Source organism: Pararhizobium sp. LjRoot235 (assembly GCF_964254145.1).
In the GTDB taxonomy this organism is placed as follows: Bacteria; Pseudomonadota; Alphaproteobacteria; order Rhizobiales; family Rhizobiaceae; genus Pararhizobium.
Genome location: NZ_CAXUSP020000001.1, coordinates 2146076 through 2165972, shown reverse-complemented (window position 1 = coordinate 2165972; position 19897 = coordinate 2146076). Strand labels below are relative to the sequence as shown.

Sequence of the window (19897 nt, the reverse complement as noted above, 5' to 3'; positions counted from 1 at the left end):
TAAAAGCCTCTTCCATCAGAAATCGATCGACGCGTAAAACATCGCAAACAAGCCGTCGACAAGGATGACCACGAAGATCGACTTCACCACCGATTGCGTGACGTGCCTGCCGAGCGATTCGGCACTGCCGCCGACTTTCAGGCCTTCCACCGCGGCGACGACGCCGATGATCAGCGCCATGAAGGGCGCCTTGATCATACCGGCCAGCACGGAGGAAAAATCGATCGCCTCCTGCAGCCGGGCGAGGAAGGTCGCAAAGGTGATGCCGGAATAACTCCAGGCGACGACGGCTGCGCCCGTCAGTGCGGCAAAGTTGGCGATGATGGTCAAAAGCGGCAGCGCCACCGTAAGCGCAACGAGCCGCGGAAATACCAGCACGCCGATCGGGCTTAGCCCCATCACCTTGAGCGCGTCTATCTCTTCACGCATCTTCATCGAGCCGATTTCGGCGGTGATGGCGCTGCCGGACCGGCCGGCGATCATGATTGCTGTCAACAGCACACCGATTTCGCGCAGTTGCAGGATACCGACCAGATCAACGACGAAAAGTTCAGCGCCGAAATAGCGCAGCTGGAAAGCACCCTGCTGAGCGATGATCGCCCCGATCAGGAAGGACATCAGCGTGATGATCGGCACGGCCTGAACGCCCATGCGATCGATCTGGTTGACGATCGCGGCCGGCGAAAGGCCGCTGTGGCGTCCAAGCTTCAGTTGCGCGCCCCGAACCGCGGAGCCGAGAATGAACATCGCCGCAACCGTGTCTTCCCAGGCTGACATCACAGCCTCACCGACAGGCGCGAAGAACCGGGTAAAGCGGGAGCCGCGGCCCGCGTTATCCTCGGTCGGCTCGGGCAATTCCTCTGGCAAGGCGCCGAGAAGCTCGACATAGCGCGGCTTGTCGCCAGTCAGCTTGACCTGACCGCCCACGCGCGTCATCAGGCGGCGGATGAGCCATGCGCCCGCTGTGTCCATGGCCGTGACACGGCTAAGGTCGAACTCGGCTGGTCTGCCATCCTCTGATGACAGCTCGCCCAGTCGCTGCGTGATCGTGTGTACAGTCGCGCTGCGCCAATCACCGCTAAACCGGTAGATCCGGGTTCCGGTCTTGCCAGCCTCGTCGAGCTGCACGTCGGCGTCGGTTTTCGTTTGCGAAGGCGTCACGTCTGTTCTTGTCTTCCGGAGATAGCTGCATTTGATAAAAAGGTCAGCGACTCATAACCGCTCGAGCCTCATCTGTCACCGATTGAAACATTTCTGAAACAAACGGTTGGCCGCTGCGATATGGATGTCACAGGAGACACCGATGACACGTTCGCTCGAGACCGCCATTGAACATTTTCCGATCGCCGGCAGCTTCACGATTTCTCGCGGCAGCAAGACGACAGCCTCCGTCGTGACCTGCCGCATCGCTGAAGGCGGCTTTGCCGGCATCGGCGAATGCGTGCCCTATGGTCGCTACGACGAGACCGTCGACAGCGTGATGGCCGAAATCGAAGTGATCCGCCCGAAAATCGAGGCGGGTCTTGGCCGCAACGACTTGCTCAGCGCGATGAAGGCCGGTGCGGCACGCAACGCCGTCGACTGCGCGCTCTGGGATCTCGAAGCAAAAACATCGGGCAAGCACGTCTTCGCTATAGCAAATCTCGGGGAACCGCAGCCGCTGACGACGGCGTATACGATCTCGCTCGGCGAACCGGAGGCCATGGCAAGCCAAGCCGCGCACTACGCACACCGGGCACTGCTCAAGGTCAAGATCGGCACCGCTGACGATGCTTCCCGCATTCGAGCGGTGCGTGCCGCGGCACCGGACTGCGCCATCATTCTCGATGCCAATGAGGGCTGGACGGAGGCAAATCTCACCCATCATTTCGCCGTCTGCGCCAAAGCGGGCGTCACTCTCATCGAACAACCGCTTCCCGCAGGGCATGACGGCCTGCTGGCGTCCGTATCCCGTCCCGTTCCGGTCTGCGCCGACGAAAGCGTACACAAGACCGAAGACTTGCCGAAGCTCGTCGGGCTCTACGATGCCGTAAATATCAAGCTTGACAAGACGGGCGGGCTGACGGAAGCGCTGCGCATGCGCGATGCGGCGCGTGTCTTGAACCTCAAGATCATGGTCGGCTGCATGGTCGGTACCTCGCTCGGCATGGCACCGGCTATTCTTCTGGCGCAAGGCGCCGAATTCGTAGACCTCGACGGACCGTTGCTTCTCGCCCGCGACCGCGAGCCCGGCCTGCGCTATGAGGCCTCGCTGGTCCTTCCACCTATTCCCGCTCTCTGGGGCTGAAGATACCAGGCGGTCAAGGCCGAGCTGCAGCCGATCAGCGCCACGACGGACATCGAATAGAAACCGTGGACCCCGAACCAGGTATAGAAATAGCCCGACGCAAACGTGAAGGTCGCCGAGAATACGCCGGTATAGAAGAAATACAGCCCCTGCGCGGACGCCTCCTGCTCTTCGGACACCCGCTGGACCAGCATGTTCTGCATGCCCGTATGCATGATCGCATAGGTGAAGGCGTGAAAACACTGCAGGACGAAATAGCCGGAGAAACCAAGTTCCATCGGAAAGATGATCCAGCGCACGACGGCAAGGCCACATCCGGCAAAGATCATCGTCCACAGGCTGAAACGCCGGATGATCGTCTTGGCGCAGGCAAACATCACGACTTCGGCCGCGACGCCGGCGCTCCATAACAGACCAATCTGCGTGCCGCTGAAGCCGATGTGCTGCCAGTAGATCGCCGAGAAGGCAAACAGCATCGCGTGGCTGCTGTTGACCAAAGTGACCCCGATCAGAAGCAATTGCAGGTCGAGTTTGCGCAAGGCTTTGGGCGGCGGTTCGGTCAGCGTCGTCAGCGTGGATGGTCGCCGCGGGCGGCCGACACGGGGCGCAATGAAGGTCGACAGGATCATCAGCAGGAAGCCGCCGGCCATGGCGGGCACCACCATTGCGCCGCCATAGACACCGATCATGACGCCCCCGAACATCGTCGCACCGATGAAGGCGACGGAACCCCACAGGCGCATGCTCGCGTAGTCGAACCCCCAGCGTCGCACGCCGGTCAGGGCGACGGCCTCGACGATCGGCAGGTAGGGCGAATAGGCGCCGCCCTGCAGCGCGTAGATGATCAGCACGAACCAGAAACTATGGGAAACGAACAGCGCCAGCGCCGTCAGCAGCGACAGCACCGCCGACCAGATGAGCACGCTGGCCCGCTCACCGATCCTGTCGGCCAGAAGCCCGACCAGCGGTGCCGTGATAACGCGCACGAACATCGGCAACGCCAGAATGATGCCGATCTCGGCATCGCTGAGGGAAAGCGTGCTGAGCCACACCGGAAAATACGGCATGGCAAAACCGTTGACGATCAATGGCGCACAGAAGAGCAAGGCGATGCGCGGCACGAAATAAGCCGGCGCATCCTCGTGATAACGAGGCGGAGACGAGGGAATCATGGAAGGACCTGATGAATGCGTCCATGACTTATCACAGCGCCACCAAGCGGCGCTAGAAGCTAGATTTCCCTACAGTCGTTGCGCGGCTGTTTTTATGCCGCCTGTTGCGAAAGAGCCCGCGCCATCATCGCCTCGATCTCGGTCGTATCCTCGCGAACGGCAGGAACGCCGCTCAATTCACGCCAGGTGATCAGCTCCATCGTGCCGTCATGATGCTCGGCGATCGCCGTGCAGCTTTCGACCCAGTCGCCGGTGTTGATATAGCGGACGCCGCCGACATCCTCCATCACCGCATGATGGATGTGACCACAGATGACGCCATCGGCATTTTCCCGCCGCGCCTCGTCGGCGACCACCCGCTGGAACTCGCCGATGAAATTGACCGCATGCTTGACTTGCAGTTTCGCCCAGGCCGAAAACGACCAGTAGGGCAGACCAACGCGGCGGCGGACGGCCGACAGCCCGATATTGATGAGGATCGCCATGTCATAGGCCCAGTCACCGAGATAGGCGAGCAGCCGCGCGTTGCGCACCACGACATCGAATTCATCGCCATGCAGCACCAGATATGTCTTTCCATCGGCTCCCTCGTGGATATGCCGTTGGGCAACCTCGATGCCGCCGAAATGCACGCCGGGGAAATCGCGCAGGAATTCGTCGTGATTGCCGGGAATGTAGATGATGCGGCTGCCCTTGCGGGCTTTGCGCAACAGCTTCTGGACGACGTCGTTGCATGCCTGCGGCCAATACCAGCTGCGTTTCAACCGCCAGCCATCGACGATGTCGCCGACCAGGATGATCGTCTCGGCCTCGGTGACACGCAGGAAATCCAGAAGATAGTCGGTCTTGGCCGCTTTCGATCCCAGATGCACATCGGAAATGAACAGGGTCCTGAAACGGCGAATGGCTGGGTCTTGTTCTTTCGCGGTCATGTTGCCTCGCGGATCTTTCGGGCCTCTCTTACCCCTGTCAAAAACAGACTCTTGTTTCAGGAAAATGACAGTATGTGGATCGGCCATTTTGCGGTTGCGGAAAACCAAGGGCAATCAGGTCGTTCAAAACTGTACGGGGCGTCCGTTTCGTGCAAAAAGAGCCGCGACGCAAAGGGAAGGATTCACGAATATGAGCACCGGCGACAAAGCCAAGACCCCGACGGTTCCAGCAAGCGGCGATCTCGACGAACAGGCGCTGTTCTTCCATCGCTATCCGCGTCCCGGCAAGCTTGAAATCCAGCCGACCAAGCCGCTCGGCAACCAGCGCGACCTGGCGCTCGCCTATTCACCGGGCGTCGCAGCCCCCTGCCTTGCCATCCGCGACGATCCGTCGACTGCCGCCGATTACACGGCCCGTGCCAATCTGGTCGCCGTCGTTTCCAACGGTTCGGCGGTCCTCGGCCTTGGCAATATCGGCCCGCTCGCTTCCAAGCCCGTCATGGAAGGCAAGGCCGTCCTGTTCAAGAAATTCGCCGGCATCGATGTGTTCGATATTGAGATCGCCGCGCCCGAGATCGATCAGATGGTCAATGTCGTCGCAGCGCTGGAGCCTACCTTCGGTGGCATAAACCTTGAGGATATCAAGGCGCCGGAATGCTTCGAGGTCGAGCGCCAGCTCCGCGACAAGATGGATATCCCGGTCTTCCACGATGACCAGCATGGTACAGCAATCATCGTCGCCGCGGCCATTCTCAACGGCCTCGAACTCGCCGGCAAGGATATCGCCAAGGCAAAGATCGTCACGTCCGGCGCAGGGGCGGCAGCCCTTGCCTGCCTCAATCTCCTCGTTACGCTCGGCGCCCGGCGCGAAAACATCTGGGTGCACGATCTCGAAGGCCTCGTCTATGTCGGCCGCGAAGTGCTGATGGACCAGTGGAAGTCGGTCTATGCGCAGGACAGCGCCAACCGTGTCCTCGCTGACAGCATCGCCGGTGCCGACGTCTTCCTCGGCCTGTCCGCAGCCGGCGTTCTGAAGCCGGAACTGCTGGTGCAGATGGCCGAAAAACCACTCATCATGGCGCTTGCCAACCCCAATCCGGAGATCATGCCGGAAGTTGCCCGTGCCGCTCGGCCCGACGCAATGATCTGCACCGGACGATCGGACTTCCCGAACCAGGTCAATAACGTCCTGTGTTTCCCGTACATCTTCCGCGGCGCGCTCGATTGCGGCGCCCGCACGATCAACGAGGAAATGAAGATGGCCGCGGTGCGGGCCATCGCAGCCCTTGCCCGAGAAGAGCCGTCAGATGTCGCCGCGCGCGCCTATTCCGGCGAAACGCCGGTCTTCGGCCCGGACTACCTCATTCCCTCGCCCTTCGACCAGCGTCTGATCCTGCGCATCGCGCCGGCTGTCGCCAAGGCTGCCGCCGAAAGCGGCGTTGCCAACCGGCCGATCACCGATTTCGACGCCTATCTCGATCAGCTCAACCGCTTCGTCTTCCGGTCCGGCTTCATCATGAAGCCGATCTTCGCCGCAGCCAAGAACGCCCAGAAGAACCGGGTGATCTTCTCCGAAGGTGAGGATGAGCGTGTGCTGCGCGCAGCCCAGGTGCTCCTGGAAGAAGACACGGCCCGCCCGATCCTGATTGGCCGCCCGCAGATCATCGAGACGCGCCTGAAGCGCTACGGTCTGCGTATCCGCCCGGACACCGACTTCGAGGTGGTCAATCCGGAAGGCGATCCGCGATTCCGTGACTATGTCGATGAGTATTTCTCGCTGGTCGGCCGCCTTGGCGTCATTCCGGAAGCGGCTCGCACGATCGTCAGAACCAACCAGACCGTCATCGGCGCCCTCGCCGTCCGGCGTGGTGAAGCCGACGCGCTGATCTGCGGTGTCGAAGGCCGCTACAGCACCCATCTGCGCGCCGTTTCACAGATCATCGGCAAGCGCGAAGGCGTGCTCGATTTCTCGGCGCTCAGCCTGTTGATCTCGCAGCGCGGCACCACCTTCCTGACCGATACTTACGTGACCTTCGATCCGACGGCGGAGGAGATCGCCCAGAAGACGATCATGGCCGCCCAGGAAATCCGCCGCTTCGGCATCACGCCGCGCGCCGCCCTCGTTTCGCATTCGAATTTCGGATCACGGGATTCAGACAGCGCGTCCAAGATGCGCAAGGCGATGCAGATCGTGCATGAACTGGCGCCGGATCTCGAGGTCGATGGCGAAATGCACGGCGATTCCGCGATTTCGGAAATTCTGCGCAAACGTGTCATGCCCAACAGCACGCTGACCGGAGAAGCCAACCTGCTTGTCTTTCCCAATCTCGATGCGGCCAATATCACGCTCGGCGTCGTCAAGACCATGACCGACAGCCTGCATGTCGGCCCGATCCTTCTTGGTACCGCCCTGCCCGCCCACATCCTGTCGCCGTCCGTCACCTCGCGCGGTGTCGTCAATATGGCGGCACTCGCTGTGGTGGAAGCCTCGCATCCGGCGTGAGGCAGATCGACTGAGCCGGACCGGAACCGGCTCAATCGATACAATAAATCTGCTCAAAAGTACTACTTTTAATTGAAATATTTGGAAACTTAACATTAACCAAAGATTGCACTAGACAAAGAGCGAAAACAGTTATCATGGTAAAATACCTTTAAATAACAGGGTATTTGCAACATGACTGACCAACAGGCGTTCTTTGACCTGCTGGACATTATGGAAAACGAGAAACTCGTTGAAGCAAAACGGTTTTTCGCCCTGATGCGCAGCACTTTCAGTATTGCAAATCTACTTTACGCCGATGTTGATATATTAACATCGGGCTTCGTCGTACACAGGCTCCACCATACCTTCAACGCCAGTATAGCCAGAACCTATATTGATGAAGGATTTCCGCGGATCGACCCGGTCCTTCGCTCGATCATGGGTGGCGTCAGGCCGGTGGACTGGGCAACCGCCCGCGCGCTTCACCCCGAAAGCGAGCCGCTCTTTGCCGCAGCGGCGCAACTCGGGCTTGGTGTCGATGGAGTGACCCTGCCGCTCGCGACACCGACACGCCGCCTCGCCTTTTTAGCGATTCATGCCGATGTCCCCGCTGAAGATTGGCCAGCCTACCGGCGCTGCCATCTGCGTGATTTCCAGCTGCTCGCCAATCTTTTTCATGCTTCTCTCCTGGAAAACGACGACAGGATCCACCTTTCGGAGCATGGTAACGAAACACTGACCCATCGGGAGACCGAAGTGCTCGGCTGGGCAGCGGCCGGCAAGAGCTACTGGGAAATCGGCACCATCCTCGGCATCTCCGAGCGGACAGTCCGCTTCTTCATGACCAATGCCCGCCGCAAGCTGAACGTCGTCTCCAACACGCAGGCTGTCGCCCAGGCCGTCCGGCGCGACCTTATCCCGACTTTCTGACTGCGCGAAGCGGCCTCATCCCACGCCGCCTGCAACCCATTTCTGGTCCCGCAATCGCCAACTCAGTGCGTCCGAAAGGACGCACTGCATTTCACCACATATCAGCGTGCATTCGAAACCTGTCACTACCGACAGTTTTGCCGGCCGCCGATCACTGACAGCATTTGCTCCTCGCATTGGCGATCACAGGAGCAAAAAAATGATCAGGATTTTTAACCGCAACAGCCGCAAACAATACCCCCAGGATATTGACGCCATGTTCAGGCTGCGCAAGCGCGTTTTCCATGATCTGCTGAAATGGGACGTGTCGGTGCACGGCGATTGGGAGATCGACCACTATGATGACGCCAACCCGCTCTACGTCCTGTCTTACTCGGACCAGACCGGCCGCCTGCGCGGTGCGCTGCGGCTGCTTCCGACACTTGGGCCAAACATGCTCGACGACACTTTCCCGATCCTGCTCGGCGACAATCCTGAGGTCCGCAGCGCCTCCATATGGGAATCCAGCCGTTTCTGCATCGACCCGGAGATTTCGCAGGATCGCGGTTCCAATCAGGTGACGATCGCCGCCGCGGAACTGATGTGCGGCGTCGGCGAACTCGGACTGTCCTCCGGCCTCAGCCACATCGTCACCGTGACGGATGTCTTCCTCGAGCGGATGTTCCGCCGCATGGGTTGCCCCGGCGAGCGGATCGGTGAACCGCAGCGCATCGGCTCCGTCTATGCGGTCGCCGTCGCCTGGGAGGTGACGACCGACCTGCTGGAGAGGATGAAAGCCGTTGCCGAAATCGGCGGGCCGGTTCTGGAAACGCCGATGTCGCTTGAGACAGCGCGGGCGGCATGACATAGACAACACACTCCTGGAGGGCCGCGATCGCGGCTCTCCGGCCAGATAGCGGAATTCCGGGCATTGCGTTAACGCTGGCAATCAGACTGCGTTGCACCTCGTTCGAATGGCGGTATGATGGCGCATGGCTTTGAGGTGCGGGCCGCCGCACCCGCTAGATTGCCGGTTCGCTCAAACGAGAAATGCAGTGATTTTCCGTTCAGTCCGCTTCGCGGTGCTTATTGCTCCGCTTCTTATGGTCATGACGGCCACAGCCGACGCCTCGGCTGTCTGTGACCGGCTGAATGCGCGCCTGTCGAACCTCCCGAAGATCGTCGCCTCCAACGCGAATGTGCGCGATTATATCGGCGCCATTTCACGGCAGAATCTCGACCTGCGCAAGGCGCGCGGCGACAGGCGGCGTCTCGGATGCAATTCTGGCAGCGTAGTCATCGTCGGCAACCCGAATGCCGACGACTGCGCAAGTCTGGGCAAGATGATCGCTCGGCTGGAGAGCGATCTCGAAACGCTGAAGGCTCGCCGCCACCTTGCTGCAGGTGGCGACGTCGACATCAGTCGCCGCCGGATCATGGCAGCCCTCGATGTCAATCGCTGCGCCGAGGAACAGGATGAAATCCTGAGGGCAGCGGCGGAAGAGCCCGAAATCCACCGTAACATTCTCAGAGACCTGCCGCCGATCGGCGAAAACGACCCGGCCTTGCGCGGCGGTGCCGATGTCTCCGATTTCACCCGGCTGAACGCTGACAATGGCGGCAGCCTGCGGACGCTATGCGTTCGCACCTGCGACGGCGCTTTCTTCCCGATCTCGTCGAGCGCCACACCCGCGGATTTCCAGCGCGATGCCGAGGCTTGCCAGCGCCGATGCCCAGGTGCGGAAACGGCGCTGTATTACCATGCGTTTGCGACTGAAGAGACTGATCAGATGGTCTCGGCGTCCACCGGCGAGCCCTATATCGAACTGCCGACGGCCTTCGCCTATAAGACGCGTGACCTCGCTCAGCCCGGTCGGTGCGGTTGTACGCCCGCCCGTCAGACCGCGACGAACCAGAGCATGCCGGCAGACAGCAGCGGCGTTCTTGAAATCCGAACCCGCAAGGCTGGCACGACGCAGGCAAGAGCTTTGGTTGAGGACCGCCCCTATGACCCGCAGAACAGCAAGGTACGCGTTGTCGGACCGCGCTTCCTGCCCTCTCAGGAATCGTCGATCGACCTGATGCATCCGGCCGGCCCGGGATACCAGCCGCAGCAGCCCAACTGATCACTCGCCCGGTTTGATCCCCCAGGCGTCGGCAAAGACCAGCTCGTCGAGCGGCAGACGCTGCCGCCAGCCCTTGATCGCCAGTTCGGGTTCCGCGTAGAGCTGATCGACATAGCCGAGGCAAAGCCAGGCAATGATCTCGATGTGATCTGGTATGCCGAGAACTGCCTTGATGTCGCGCTCATGGAAAATGCTGACCCAGCCGACACCGACGCCTTCGGCCCGCGCGGCAAGCCAAAGGTTCTGCACCGCGCAGACCGTCGAAAACGCATCCATGCGCGGATTATGTGTCCGGCCGAGAACGACCTTTCCGGCACGGGTCGGGTCGCAGGTGATGCAGACACTCACCGGCGCCTTACGGATACCCTCGAGCTTGAGTGAACGATAGGTATCGCGCGCGGCCCCCTCGAACATCAGCGCCGCCTCCTCATTGGCCCGCCGAAAGGCTTCAAACACCTTCCGGCGCCTGTCTTCATCGCGCACGACAATGAAGTTCCATGGCTGCATGAAGCCGACTGATGGCGCGCTGTGGGCCGCGGCAAGCAGCCGAGCGATCACGTCATCCGGCAACGGCGTCGGCAGGAACTGATCCCGCACGTCGCGGCGGGTCTCGATGGCGCGGTAGACGGCGGCGCGCTCGTCCGATGAAAATGCCTCCGCCCTGACAAGGCGGTCTTGCGGTTCCGTTTGCATCGTTTGATCCCCAACAATGCGAAACCTCCCGCCGTCCGCGCGGGGCTGGTCTATCTCGTCAGGCCGGTCTTCTGACTGCGGATCGACCGGCCTTGCCGCCTTCCCAAATCACATGAGGATTCAGTGGCAGAATTCTGAAAATAATCAGAAATTCATTATAGCAGAGCCGTCCCCGTCACAGCGTTGGGCACGTCCCGGACTTTCACCGGATTCCCGATTCTCCCGCTTTCGCAGGCACCTGAACCAAACCGATAAAGGCATAGTGGGCCGCCGAATGCAAGCGGCCCCGCCTGTTCTCTTTACAAGGCGGCAATCGGATGCGGCGAACCATCATAGGCGCCCCAGATCGACTGGTCGAAGCAGATGACCGATCCGGTCATCAGGCCGGATTCGGCCGACGACAGATAGGCACAGGCCCGCGCCACTTCGGCAGGATCGACCAGACGGCCGAAAGGCTGGCTTGCGGCCGCCTTTTCAAGCCAGTCGCTGGCAGCCCCGTGAAACTCGCGCTGGATGCGATCCTCGCCTTCCGACGCCATCCAGCCGATGTTGAGGCCATTGACGCGGATGCGGTTACGCAGCACCGCATAGGCGGTGTTCTTGGTCAGCGTTTCCAGCGCCCCCTTGGAAGCGCAATAGGCGGAAATGAAGGGCTGGCCGGCCTTGGCCGACATCGAACCGATATTGACGATCGTTCCCTCGATCTTTTCCCGCCGCATGATCTTGATCGTCTCCTGCATCAGGAAGAACGGCGCACGCACGTTGACGGCGAACATGCGGTCGAACAGTTCCGGGCTTGTATCGAGGATGGTGCCGCGGTCGGTAATCGCAGCCGCATTCACCAGTGCGTCGACACGGCCGAACTGCGCGTCACAGGCGGCGACCACCTTGCGAGCATCCTCCACCTTTCCGAGATCGGCCTGTACGTACACCAGTTTGGTACCCGTCGCCTTACCGATCTCGGCCGCCTTGGCCTCGCCTTTCGCGGCATTGCGCCCACAGATGACGATGCCTGCAGCTCCCCGCTCGGCAAACAGCGCCGCAATCGTCGCCCCGAGCCCCTGCGTGCCACCGGTCACGATGGCAATCTTGCCGTCGAGCTGCCCATAATCCTTGCTCATTCCGTTCCTCCATTTTTTGATATCCATGACCGGAAAAACGTCCGCCCGGAACCGGACGAAAGTTTGAAATATTTGGCGAGTTTGGCATCAGCTCAGCTTCTTCTGCGCCTGTGCTGCAAGCGCGGCAGCGAAGGTCTCCGCCTCCCACCCGCCGGACAGCGCCTCATGCATCAACTGCGCCTGCGTCTTCGGTGCCAGACCGCCGAGCGGCGGGTCGCGGTCCAGATTGGTCGGGAAGGAATAGCCTTCCGCGCAGGACGCGATCGCATTGGCCGCCTGCGCAGCCGATAGACGGCCATCGGCCAGCATGGCTTTCAGGGCCGGATAGAGCACTGCACTCATCCGCTCGCGGTTAACCGTCTCCATCGCCCGGCCGAAGGCGGAGGAAACCTGCAGCAGATTGGCGACCCGCTTGATGCCGGCCGAACGATTGGTGCCGGCAGCGTGGAAGAGCGCCGGGTTGAAGAACACCAGATCCCCCTTCGACAGCGGCAGCTGCACGTGGTTCCTATCGAAATAGTCGCGAAATTCCTGCCGTTTCGTTGCCAGATAGCCGGGCACATAGGTTTGGCTGTAGGGCAGGAACAGCGTCGGCCCGCTTTCGAGCGGCATGTCGCAATGGGCAACCGCACCCTGCAAGGTGAGCACCGGCGACAGCCGATGCACATGAGCCGGAAATTGCTCGATCGCAGCGGATGTCTGGAAGCCGAGATGATAGTCGCGATGCGCCAATTGCGCCGCGCCGCCCGGATTGACCCGGTTGACCTGCGCCGTCATCTGATAGCTCGGTCCAAGCCAGGCTTCGCTGACAAGCGCAATCAGCGCATTGCCATAATAGGCCGCGAAATTCTCCGGATCCGTCAGGCAGTGCTTTTCCAACGAATTCCAGATGCGGTCATTGGCGCCAGGCTTGGCAAAATGATCGCCGCCGCCGGTATTGGTGCGATGCTGCTCGTTGATGATCTCGTCGAAGATGCCGCTTGCCGCATCGATGACCGCCGTATCCTCGAAAGCCCGCTTCAGAACGACGACGCCCGGCCCGGTCGCGAAGGCCTCGCAGATCTCTGCGAGCACCGCGCGACGTCTCTCCTCGCTCGACGCCGCCTTCAGAACGCTGGCACCGTCATAAATCAGCACGTTTTTCTCGACGCTTGCAGCATGCGGATAGTCGTCGCGTTGGGTGGTTTTCTCCACTTCGGCACGGAAATCCTCCAGGTCGCAGGCCGCTTCCGTTAGCCACACTCGATCGGCGCGCTGCCTCAGGACATTGTCGGTCTTCATCCTTTTTCCTCCCGCTGGATGCCGTTCGATGGCCGACTATACGCGGCGGAGAATTGTGATATAGAGCAGAAATCCATCAAAAAACCATCAGAACGGAATCACGATGGCGCATGAGTTTCTGGTCAAGGATATCGCCTTCCAGGCAGGCTTGAGCACGGCGACCGTCGATCGGGTGCTCAACGGTCGGCACGGCGTTCGCAAGCAGACCGAAATGCGCGTGCGCGCCGCGATCCGCGAACTGGAAACGCAGCAGGCCGGCATGGAGGTTCAAGGCCGCAAATTCGGCATCGATATCGTCATGGAGGCCCCGGAGCGATTCACCAACGCGGTCCGTGACGCCTTCGAAAGCGAGAGCCTCACCTTCCTGCCGACGATCTTCCGGTCCCGTTTCCATTTTGCCGAGACGATGCGGCCGCACGAGATCGTCCAGGTGCTTGACCGCATTCGCCTGCGCGGCACCGACGGCATCGTGCTGAAGGCGCCCGACGTTCCCGATATCAGCGCCGCCGTCGTCCGGCTCGAACAGTCAGGCATTCCCGTCGTGACGCTGGTTACAGACCTGCCGAACGCACCGCGCACCGCCTATGCCGGGGCGGACAACAGGGCCGCCGGAGAGACCGCCGCCTATCTGATCGGCGAGCGGTTCGCTGGAAGTCCGGCGACCGTTCTGGTGACGCTGTCGAGCAGCCGGTTCCGGGGCGAAGAGGAACGGGAGATCGGTTTCCGCCGAACTTTGCGCGACCGCTACCCGTCGATCGGCATCGTGGAAATCAGCGAAGGGCTTGGCCGAGACGAAGCAACCGGTGCACTCGCGGCAGAGGCGCTGTCCGCCAATCCCGGCATCAGCGCCGTCTATTCGATCGGCGGCGGAAACCGGGCGGTGCTTGCCGCTATTGCTGCGGCCGCCAGGCTCTGCACCATTTTCGTCGCGCATGATCTCGATGCCGACAATCTCGATCTGCTGCGAAGCGGACAAATCCACTTCATTCTGCATCATGATCTGAAAGCCGATGTCCGCACGGCCTTCCGTGCGATCATCGGCCGCCGCGGGGCCTTGGCCAATTCGAAAGGAACACACCTCTCGGCCGTCGAAGTCATCACGCCCTACAACATAGCGGCATGGGTGCGTTAGCCAGGCGGCATGTCCGGCTTCGGAAGCAGCGCATCAAGGAGATCATCGGCCGTCTGGATGCGATTGCGGCCACAGACCGCCTTGTCTGCCCGCTCTGATCGAGACGTAGGCTAGCGGCGATGACGCGTCACGCGGAAATGACTGCGATCCCACGCTTCACGCGAACGAACATCCCTTTTTCACGCTCCTGCAATTCGAGTGAGGGTTCTCGCAGAAGCGCCTTTTTCAAGGTGGCCGAACCATAGGACTTTACTGTGAAGTCTGGATCAACCTCTCGCAAAGCCGCTGCCAGACTCGGAAGTGAGACCCATCCATAATCCGCGTTGGCAACAAGCGTTTTGAAGACTTTGCTTAAGAGCGGCAACAATGCCTGCGGTTTTGCCGGCTTCTGCTCGAGTTTCGCTTGAGGTTTCGGCGTCGCGGCAACCGGCACCGGAACAGCAGCGGGTCGACCGACGATATGAAAGAAGTCGCAGCTTTGGCGAAACGTTGTGGATGCCTGCTTCGCGCCGATGCCGACCACGACCTTCCCGGCTCCACGCAGGTGGATCGCAAGCGGCGTGAAATCACCGTCCGAGGACACAAGACAGAAAACATCGGCCTTGTTGGCAAACATCAGTTCCACCGCATCGATCGTCATGCGCATGTCGCTGAAATTCTTGCTGTTACACGGGCTTGAAACCTGGATGGTGTCAACCGCATGGGCCGGTGCCACCGCGAGCCAGCCCGACCCTCTGCCTTGGGCAAAATCGCCGTAGGCGCGGCGCGTCACCGTCGCTCCATATGCGCCGGCTTCCCGCAGGACGTGGCTGGCGAAATCTCCCGAAACATTTTCCGCATCGATCAGTACGGCCACTCGGTGATGAATGGGCATTTCCCGTTCCCCTGTTTTAGAAAACAATAGGAAAAGGAATAATTGCGCACAAGGCTCAGACACAACCACCGAAAGGCGTACTCAAATTACCCCCTCAAGGCACCGGCTCGTACCGCACGAAGGCGAACGCCCTGCCATCGGGCGACCAGTTGGGCACGTTGATTGTCCCCTGCCCACCGAACAGCTCGAACAGGACGCGCGCATTGCCGCCGTCCGGATCCATCAGCCGCAGCCGCACATCGAGGTCGCGCGGATGATCGAAGACGTCGCCGTCATAGGAGAGCACAAGCAGGTGTTTTCCATCGGGCGATGGATGCGGAAACCAGTCGCCGAACTCGCTGTCGGTGATGCGCCTGACCTCCGAGCCGTCCGGGCGTACACGCCAGATCTGCATCCGGCCGGTCCGGCTGGAGTTGAAGTAGATCCATTTTCCATCGTGACTATAGTCGGGGCCGTCGTTTCGGCCCTCGCCAAAGGTCAGCCGCGTCTCGTCGCCGCCTTCAATTGGGATCGTATAGATATCGAAGACCTGGTCGCGGATACCGCAATAGGCAAGCGTCGTTCCATCCGGCGACCAGCCGTGCCAATAGGACGGCCTGTTCTGCGTCACCTGCCTCGGGAGACCACCCGTCGCCGCAAGAGTATAGATCGTGGATGCGCCGAACTCGGTCTTGTCGCTGATGACGATCGTCTTACCGTCGGGCGAGATGCCGTGGTCATTGTTGCAGGTGCGGGCAAAGCCGGTATCGATCAACGCCGGCTCGCCACCGGAAAGAGGCAGCCGATAGAGCAGTCCGTCGCCATTGATGACCAGCGATTGTCCATCCGGCGACCAATTCGGCGCTTCGACCAGTTGCTCAGTCTGCCAGACGACGCGGCTTTCGCCGGTTTCAAGCGTGCAGATTTCAACCGAACTGCGCATATCGTTTCCCCTCGTTCCGAAAACTACCTATCGCGGAACCGGTTGGTGATCGGATAGCGGCGGTCGCGGCCGAAATTCTTCCTGGTGATCTTGACGCCCGGCGCCGACTGGCGGCGCTTGTATTCGGCGATATAGAGCAGATGCTCGATGCGGTGCACCGTCGCCTCGTCATGACCACGCGCGACGATCTCTTCGGTGCCCATCTCCTTTTCGACCAGGCATTCAAGGATATCGTCCAGCACCGGATAGGGCGGCAGGGAATCCTGGTCGGTCTGGTTCGGGCGAAGCTCCGCAGAGGGCGCCTTGTCGATGATGTTCTTCGGGATCACCTCGCCGGAAGGACCGTGCGCACCGGACGGCACGGTCGTGTTGCGCCAGCGCGACAGGCTGTAGACCTGCATCTTGTAGAGATCCTTGATCGGGTTAAAGCCGCCGTTCATGTCGCCGTAGAGCGTCGCATAGCCGACCGACATTTCCGACTTGTTGCCGGTGGTCACCACCATCGAGCCGAACTTGTTCGAAAGCGCCATCAGGATCGTGCCGCGGGTACGGCTCTGCAGGTTTTCTTCGGTGATGCCCGGTTCCGTGCCCTCGAACATCTCCGAAAGCGCGCTCATGAAGCCCTGGACCGGCTCCTCGATCGGGACAATATCGTAGCGGCAGCCGAGCGCCCTGGCACAATCCTCGGCATCCCTGAAGGAATCCGACGACGTATAGCGATAGGGCAGCATCACGGTGCGCACGCGCTCTTCGCCGAGCGCATCGACGGCGAGCGCCGCGCAGATGGCCGAATCGATGCCGCCGGAGAGGCCGATCACGACGTTCTTGAAGCCGTTCTTGTTGACGTAGTCGCGAAAGCCCAGCATGCAGGCGCGATAATCCGCCTCTTCCAACTCCGGCAGGCGCGACATCATTCCAGGCGTGCAAACCCAGCCGCTCTCCTGCTTTTTCCATTCCGAAATCGATACGGATTCTTCGAACTGGCTCATCTGGAAGGCGATCTGCCGGTCCGTATTGACGGCAAAGCTTGCGCCATCGAAAACCAGCTCATCCTGGCCGCCGAGCTGGTTGGCATAGAGCATCGGCAAGCCGGTCTCAATCACCTGGTGGATCACGACCTGGTGGCGGACGTCCATCTTGGCGCGGTAGTAGGGGGATCCGTTCGGCACCAGCAGGAGCTCGGCGCCGCTTTCGGCGAGCGTTTCACACACACCGAGCTCGCCCCATATATCCTCGCAGATCGGGATGCCGAGCCTCACGCCGCGGAAATTGACGGGTCCGGGCATTGGTCCCTGATCGAACACCCGCTTTTCATCGAATTCGCCATAGTTCGGCAAATCCACCTTGTCGCGAATCGCGATCACCTGCCCGCCGTCAAGGACCGCGACTGCATTGTAACGCCCCGTCTTGTCCTGCCGCGGAAACCCGATCACGATCCCCGGTCCGCCATCGGCGGTGTCCGCCGCCAGCGCATCGACTGCCTTGCGGCAGGCCTTCAGGAATGCGGGTTTCACCACCAAGTCTTCCGGCGGATAGCCTGAAATGAAGAGTTCCGTCAAAAGAAGCAGGTCGGCCCCGTGGCGGGCCGCGTCGGCGCGGGCTTCGCGCGCCTTGGCAAGATTGCCGGCGATATCGCCAACAGCAGGGTTGAGCTGGGCAACGGCGATGCGGAACGTGTTCGAAATGGTCTTTTGCTCGGTCATGAAACAGGCCCGTACTTTTTCTTGCTGTCGCGGATGCGGCGGCACCCGGGGAGATATCTAACGCATTCCGCGCCAAAAAAACCCGTGCCTGCCGTCAAAATAGAAAAAAAGCGCCGGCTCGGGATCTGGGCCCCACGGCACAACCGCAGGACCGCGCCAGCGTGCGCGTTTCGCGCATCGAATCCGGACGGAAAAGGCACAGAGAAAGCCTTAACCGGCTTATTCATCCTCCATTCAAGATGACATCTGTATGACATTGAGACGACAGTTTTGTGAAAATTGGAGAAGGCCTTGGCCAATTTTGAATCGGCAGTCCATGCTGCCACCGCCACCGAGGTCTATGGCCCCTCTATCGCGTTCGGCGCCCGCTACGGCAAAGTGTTGTCGATCGCAGGACGCCTTTCTCTGTCAGTGCTGCTGTCGATTACTCTCATCTTCGCCGTTGAGTGGATCGCGCGTAGTTCGGCCTCCGAGACCGTATCGTATTTCCTCGATCCGGTGCGCCCGGCATGGACGACGGTCGGCGTCTTTTTTCTGTTGTTCCTGGCATTCGACGCTGCATTCGGGCGCGAAAACTACAGCGTTGTCCTGATCGCCCCGCTCGCGCTGATCCCGGCGCTCGTCAGCCGCCAGAAGCAGATTTTTCTTTCCGACCCGCTCTATCCGACCGATTTTCTCTTCGGGCGCCAGATCATGGAACTGATGCCTGTCCTCGTGCGCGACCGCCCTTGGACCGCCGCCGGCATTGTCGTCGGCCTCATCGCCTCGATCATCGCCCTTGCCTGGCTTGCCCGTTTCGCCTGGCGCCGCTTTCCACTGTTGGCACGCCGCCAGCGGCTGGCGCGGCTGGCGGTCGCCCTGCCGATGCTTGCCTCCTTCTACCACATCATGGACTACAACAATTTCTCCTGGGTGCGCGATCGTCTGCAGGTCATCCCGATCATGTGGGACCAGACGGAAAACTATCGCCATAACGGCTTCATCATGGCGTTCGCCCTCAACCTGCCGATGGCAAACGTCACGGCACCGGCAGGCTACATGTCCGATGCCATCGACAAGATCCCGACAAAGCCGGTGCCGGCCGGCACGACGCATCGCGGCAAGCCGGATGTCATCGTGCTGATGAGCGAATCCTTCTGGGATCCAACGCGCCTGCCGAACGTCAAGCTGTCGCCCGATCCGATGCCGACCATTCGCAAGATGCAGTCCGGCAACGTGTTTTCGCCGGAGTTCGGCGGCATGACCGCCAATGTCGAGTTCGAAGCACTGACGGGCTTTTCGAACGCCTTTCTGCCCTATGGCAGCATTCCCTACCAGCAGTATATCCGCAACCCGATCCCGTCGCTGGCCACCTTCTTCCGCGGCGAAGGTTATGTCGCGCGCGCCGTTCACCCATTCCAGAAATGGTTCTGGAACCGCAGTGCCGTCTACAAGGCCTTCGGCTTCGAACAGTTCCGGTCGGAAGAGAACCTGCCGGCCATGCAGAAGCGCGGCATGTTCGCCTCGGATGAGGCGCTGACCAAGGAAATCATCCGCGAAGCCGATCAGCTGCGCGATCCGTTCTTCTTCTTCACCGTAACGCTGCAGGGCCACGGCCCCTATGAAGCGAACCGCTACGCGAAAAATACCATCAAGGTGGAAGGAAACCTTCCGGAAGGCGACCGGCAGGTGCTGGCGACCTATGCGCAAGGGATCAAGGAAGCCGACGACAGCCTGAAGATGCTGATGGATTGGGCAAAGGAACGCGACCGCGAAACGATCATCGTGCTCTTCGGTGATCACCTGCCGCCGCTCAACACGGTCTACCCGAATACCGGCTACATGAACGACGTCACGGCCTCGCGCAAGGGCTCGCTCGAGCAGATGAAGGCGCAGCACGAGACGCCGCTGGTGGTCTGGTCGAACAAGACCGGCCCCGTCAAGGATATCGGCACGATCAGCCCGGCCTTCCTGTCCTATCAGATCCTCAAGCAGGGCGGCTTCGAGCATCCCTACTACACGGGTTTCCTCGGCAATGTCTTCGACCAGTATCACGTCATCGACCGCTACATGCTCGTCGATACCGCCGGCAAGGATACGCTCGCCTGGGGCCGCAAGAAGGCGGTTCCGTCTCTTATTCGCGACTATCGCTTCCTGCAGCACGATATGATGTTCGGCAAGCGTTTCGGGACCGACCGGTTCTTCCATTCGCACGCGGATCTGTTTGCGATCGCAATTGGAATGGCTCCTTAGAGAGGTCTAACGGGCAGCGACCAACGGC

Annotated in this window: 16 protein-coding genes and 1 riboswitch; of the genes, 7 read left to right on the top strand and 9 right to left on the bottom strand. The window is 60.7% G+C overall.

Features of this window, described 5'->3' with window-relative positions; all coding sequences use genetic code 11:
• Positions 1 to 15 precede the first annotated feature (15 nt).
• The gene (locus ACSQ2Z_RS10290) at positions 16 to 1161 is read right to left on the bottom strand and encodes an MlaE family lipid ABC transporter permease subunit (protein ID WP_436081111.1); all 1146 of its coding nucleotides are present in this window, start codon (positions 1159 to 1161) and stop codon (positions 16 to 18) included.
• A 142-nt stretch (positions 1162 to 1303) separates the two neighbouring features.
• Here ACSQ2Z_RS10290 and dgcA point away from each other — a divergent pair, with 142 nt between their 5' ends.
• The gene (gene dgcA / locus ACSQ2Z_RS10285) at positions 1304 to 2287 is read left to right on the top strand and encodes an N-acetyl-D-Glu racemase DgcA (RefSeq protein WP_436081110.1); all 984 of its coding nucleotides are present in this window, start codon (positions 1304 to 1306) and stop codon (positions 2285 to 2287) included.
• Here the strand turns inward: dgcA and ACSQ2Z_RS10280 are convergent.
• Both ACSQ2Z_RS10280 and ACSQ2Z_RS10275 read right to left on the bottom strand, forming a co-directional pair.
• Positions 2239 to 3459 carry an MFS transporter gene (locus ACSQ2Z_RS10280; protein ID WP_436081109.1) on the bottom strand — a complete coding sequence of 407 codons (1221 nt, stop codon included), beginning with the start codon at positions 3457 to 3459 and terminating at the stop codon, positions 2239 to 2241. The two genes, dgcA and ACSQ2Z_RS10280, sit on opposite strands and share 49 nt — an antisense overlap.
• A gap of 92 nt (positions 3460 to 3551) precedes the next feature.
• Positions 3552 to 4391, bottom strand: a complete 840-nt coding sequence (locus ACSQ2Z_RS10275; RefSeq protein ID WP_436081108.1) for a UDP-2,3-diacylglucosamine diphosphatase — start codon at positions 4389 to 4391, stop codon at positions 3552 to 3554.
• Between the two features lie 190 nt (positions 4392 to 4581).
• Between ACSQ2Z_RS10275 and ACSQ2Z_RS10270 the strand changes: the two genes are divergently transcribed.
• The 4 genes from ACSQ2Z_RS10270 (at position 4582) to ACSQ2Z_RS10255 (ending at position 9911) form a co-directional block, all read left to right on the top strand.
• On the top strand, positions 4582 to 6894 hold the full coding sequence (locus ACSQ2Z_RS10270; RefSeq protein WP_436081107.1) for an NADP-dependent malic enzyme: 2313 nt from the start codon (positions 4582 to 4584) through the stop codon (positions 6892 to 6894).
• A gap of 174 nt (positions 6895 to 7068) precedes the next feature.
• Positions 7069 to 7806 (top strand): LuxR C-terminal-related transcriptional regulator, encoded by a 738-nt coding sequence (locus ACSQ2Z_RS10265; RefSeq protein ID WP_436081106.1) that lies wholly within the window; start codon positions 7069 to 7071, stop codon positions 7804 to 7806.
• A gap of 199 nt (positions 7807 to 8005) precedes the next feature.
• A complete protein-coding gene (locus ACSQ2Z_RS10260; RefSeq protein ID WP_436081105.1) occupies positions 8006 to 8650 on the top strand; it encodes an acyl-homoserine-lactone synthase in 645 nt (214 codons plus the stop codon).
• A gap of 238 nt (positions 8651 to 8888) precedes the next feature.
• Positions 8889 to 9911: a DUF2865 domain-containing protein gene (locus ACSQ2Z_RS10255; protein WP_436083045.1), complete on the top strand. Its 1023-nt coding sequence runs from the start codon at positions 8889 to 8891 to the stop codon at positions 9909 to 9911.
• On the opposite strand, the gene bluB is transcribed toward ACSQ2Z_RS10255, so the two are convergent.
• The 3 genes from bluB to ACSQ2Z_RS10240 form a co-directional block, all read right to left on the bottom strand.
• Positions 9912 to 10604 (bottom strand): 5,6-dimethylbenzimidazole synthase, encoded by a 693-nt coding sequence (gene bluB, locus ACSQ2Z_RS10250; RefSeq protein WP_436081104.1) that lies wholly within the window; start codon positions 10602 to 10604, stop codon positions 9912 to 9914. It lies immediately after the preceding gene.
• A gap of 44 nt (positions 10605 to 10648) precedes the next feature.
• Positions 10649 to 10861: riboswitch (cobalamin riboswitch) on the bottom strand.
• A 42-nt stretch (positions 10862 to 10903) separates the two neighbouring features.
• The gene (locus tag ACSQ2Z_RS10245; RefSeq protein ID WP_436081103.1) at positions 10904 to 11725 is read right to left on the bottom strand and encodes an SDR family oxidoreductase; all 822 of its coding nucleotides are present in this window, start codon (positions 11723 to 11725) and stop codon (positions 10904 to 10906) included.
• Between the two features lie 87 nt (positions 11726 to 11812).
• A complete protein-coding gene (locus tag ACSQ2Z_RS10240; protein ID WP_436081102.1) occupies positions 11813 to 13006 on the bottom strand; it encodes a phytanoyl-CoA dioxygenase family protein in 1194 nt (397 codons plus the stop codon).
• Positions 13007 to 13109: 103 nt separating this feature from the next.
• Here ACSQ2Z_RS10240 and ACSQ2Z_RS10235 point away from each other — a divergent pair, with 103 nt between their 5' ends.
• Positions 13110 to 14138: a LacI family DNA-binding transcriptional regulator gene (locus ACSQ2Z_RS10235; RefSeq protein WP_436081101.1), complete on the top strand. Its 1029-nt coding sequence runs from the start codon at positions 13110 to 13112 to the stop codon at positions 14136 to 14138.
• A gap of 127 nt (positions 14139 to 14265) precedes the next feature.
• On the opposite strand, the gene ACSQ2Z_RS10230 is transcribed toward ACSQ2Z_RS10235, so the two are convergent.
• From ACSQ2Z_RS10230 to ACSQ2Z_RS10220, 3 genes are all read right to left on the bottom strand, one after another.
• A complete protein-coding gene (locus ACSQ2Z_RS10230) occupies positions 14266 to 14994 on the bottom strand; it encodes an NYN domain-containing protein (protein WP_436081100.1) in 729 nt (242 codons plus the stop codon).
• Positions 14995 to 15106: 112 nt separating this feature from the next.
• Positions 15107 to 15934 carry a TolB family protein gene (locus tag ACSQ2Z_RS10225; RefSeq protein WP_436081099.1) on the bottom strand — a complete coding sequence of 276 codons (828 nt, stop codon included), beginning with the start codon at positions 15932 to 15934 and terminating at the stop codon, positions 15107 to 15109.
• A 23-nt stretch (positions 15935 to 15957) separates the two neighbouring features.
• Positions 15958 to 17637, bottom strand: a complete 1680-nt coding sequence (locus ACSQ2Z_RS10220; RefSeq protein ID WP_436081098.1) for an NAD+ synthase — start codon at positions 17635 to 17637, stop codon at positions 15958 to 15960.
• A gap of 291 nt (positions 17638 to 17928) precedes the next feature.
• Here ACSQ2Z_RS10220 and ACSQ2Z_RS10215 point away from each other — a divergent pair, with 291 nt between their 5' ends.
• The gene (locus ACSQ2Z_RS10215) at positions 17929 to 19869 is read left to right on the top strand and encodes an LTA synthase family protein (RefSeq protein WP_436081097.1); all 1941 of its coding nucleotides are present in this window, start codon (positions 17929 to 17931) and stop codon (positions 19867 to 19869) included.
• The last annotated feature ends 28 nt before the right edge of the window (positions 19870 to 19897 follow it).

Coding starts and splice junctions, on each gene's coding strand:
- dgcA (WP_436081110.1), top strand. CDS start 1,304: ATGACACGTTCGCTCGAGACCGCCATTGAACATTTTCCGATCGCCGGC.
- ACSQ2Z_RS10280 (WP_436081109.1), bottom strand. CDS start 3,459: ATGATTCCCTCGTCTCCGCCTCGTTATCACGAGGATGCGCCGGCTTAT.
- ACSQ2Z_RS10275 (WP_436081108.1), bottom strand. CDS start 4,391: ATGACCGCGAAAGAACAAGACCCAGCCATTCGCCGTTTCAGGACCCTG.
- ACSQ2Z_RS10270 (WP_436081107.1), top strand. CDS start 4,582: ATGAGCACCGGCGACAAAGCCAAGACCCCGACGGTTCCAGCAAGCGGC.
- ACSQ2Z_RS10265 (WP_436081106.1), top strand. CDS start 7,069: ATGACTGACCAACAGGCGTTCTTTGACCTGCTGGACATTATGGAAAAC.
- ACSQ2Z_RS10260 (WP_436081105.1), top strand. CDS start 8,006: ATGATCAGGATTTTTAACCGCAACAGCCGCAAACAATACCCCCAGGAT.
- ACSQ2Z_RS10255 (WP_436083045.1), top strand. CDS start 8,889: ATGGTCATGACGGCCACAGCCGACGCCTCGGCTGTCTGTGACCGGCTG.
- bluB (WP_436081104.1), bottom strand. CDS start 10,604: ATGCAAACGGAACCGCAAGACCGCCTTGTCAGGGCGGAGGCATTTTCA.
- ACSQ2Z_RS10245 (WP_436081103.1), bottom strand. CDS start 11,725: ATGAGCAAGGATTATGGGCAGCTCGACGGCAAGATTGCCATCGTGACC.
- ACSQ2Z_RS10240 (WP_436081102.1), bottom strand. CDS start 13,006: ATGAAGACCGACAATGTCCTGAGGCAGCGCGCCGATCGAGTGTGGCTA.
- ACSQ2Z_RS10235 (WP_436081101.1), top strand. CDS start 13,110: ATGGCGCATGAGTTTCTGGTCAAGGATATCGCCTTCCAGGCAGGCTTG.
- ACSQ2Z_RS10225 (WP_436081099.1), bottom strand. CDS start 15,934: ATGCGCAGTTCGGTTGAAATCTGCACGCTTGAAACCGGCGAAAGCCGC.
- ACSQ2Z_RS10220 (WP_436081098.1), bottom strand. CDS start 17,637: ATGACCGAGCAAAAGACCATTTCGAACACGTTCCGCATCGCCGTTGCC.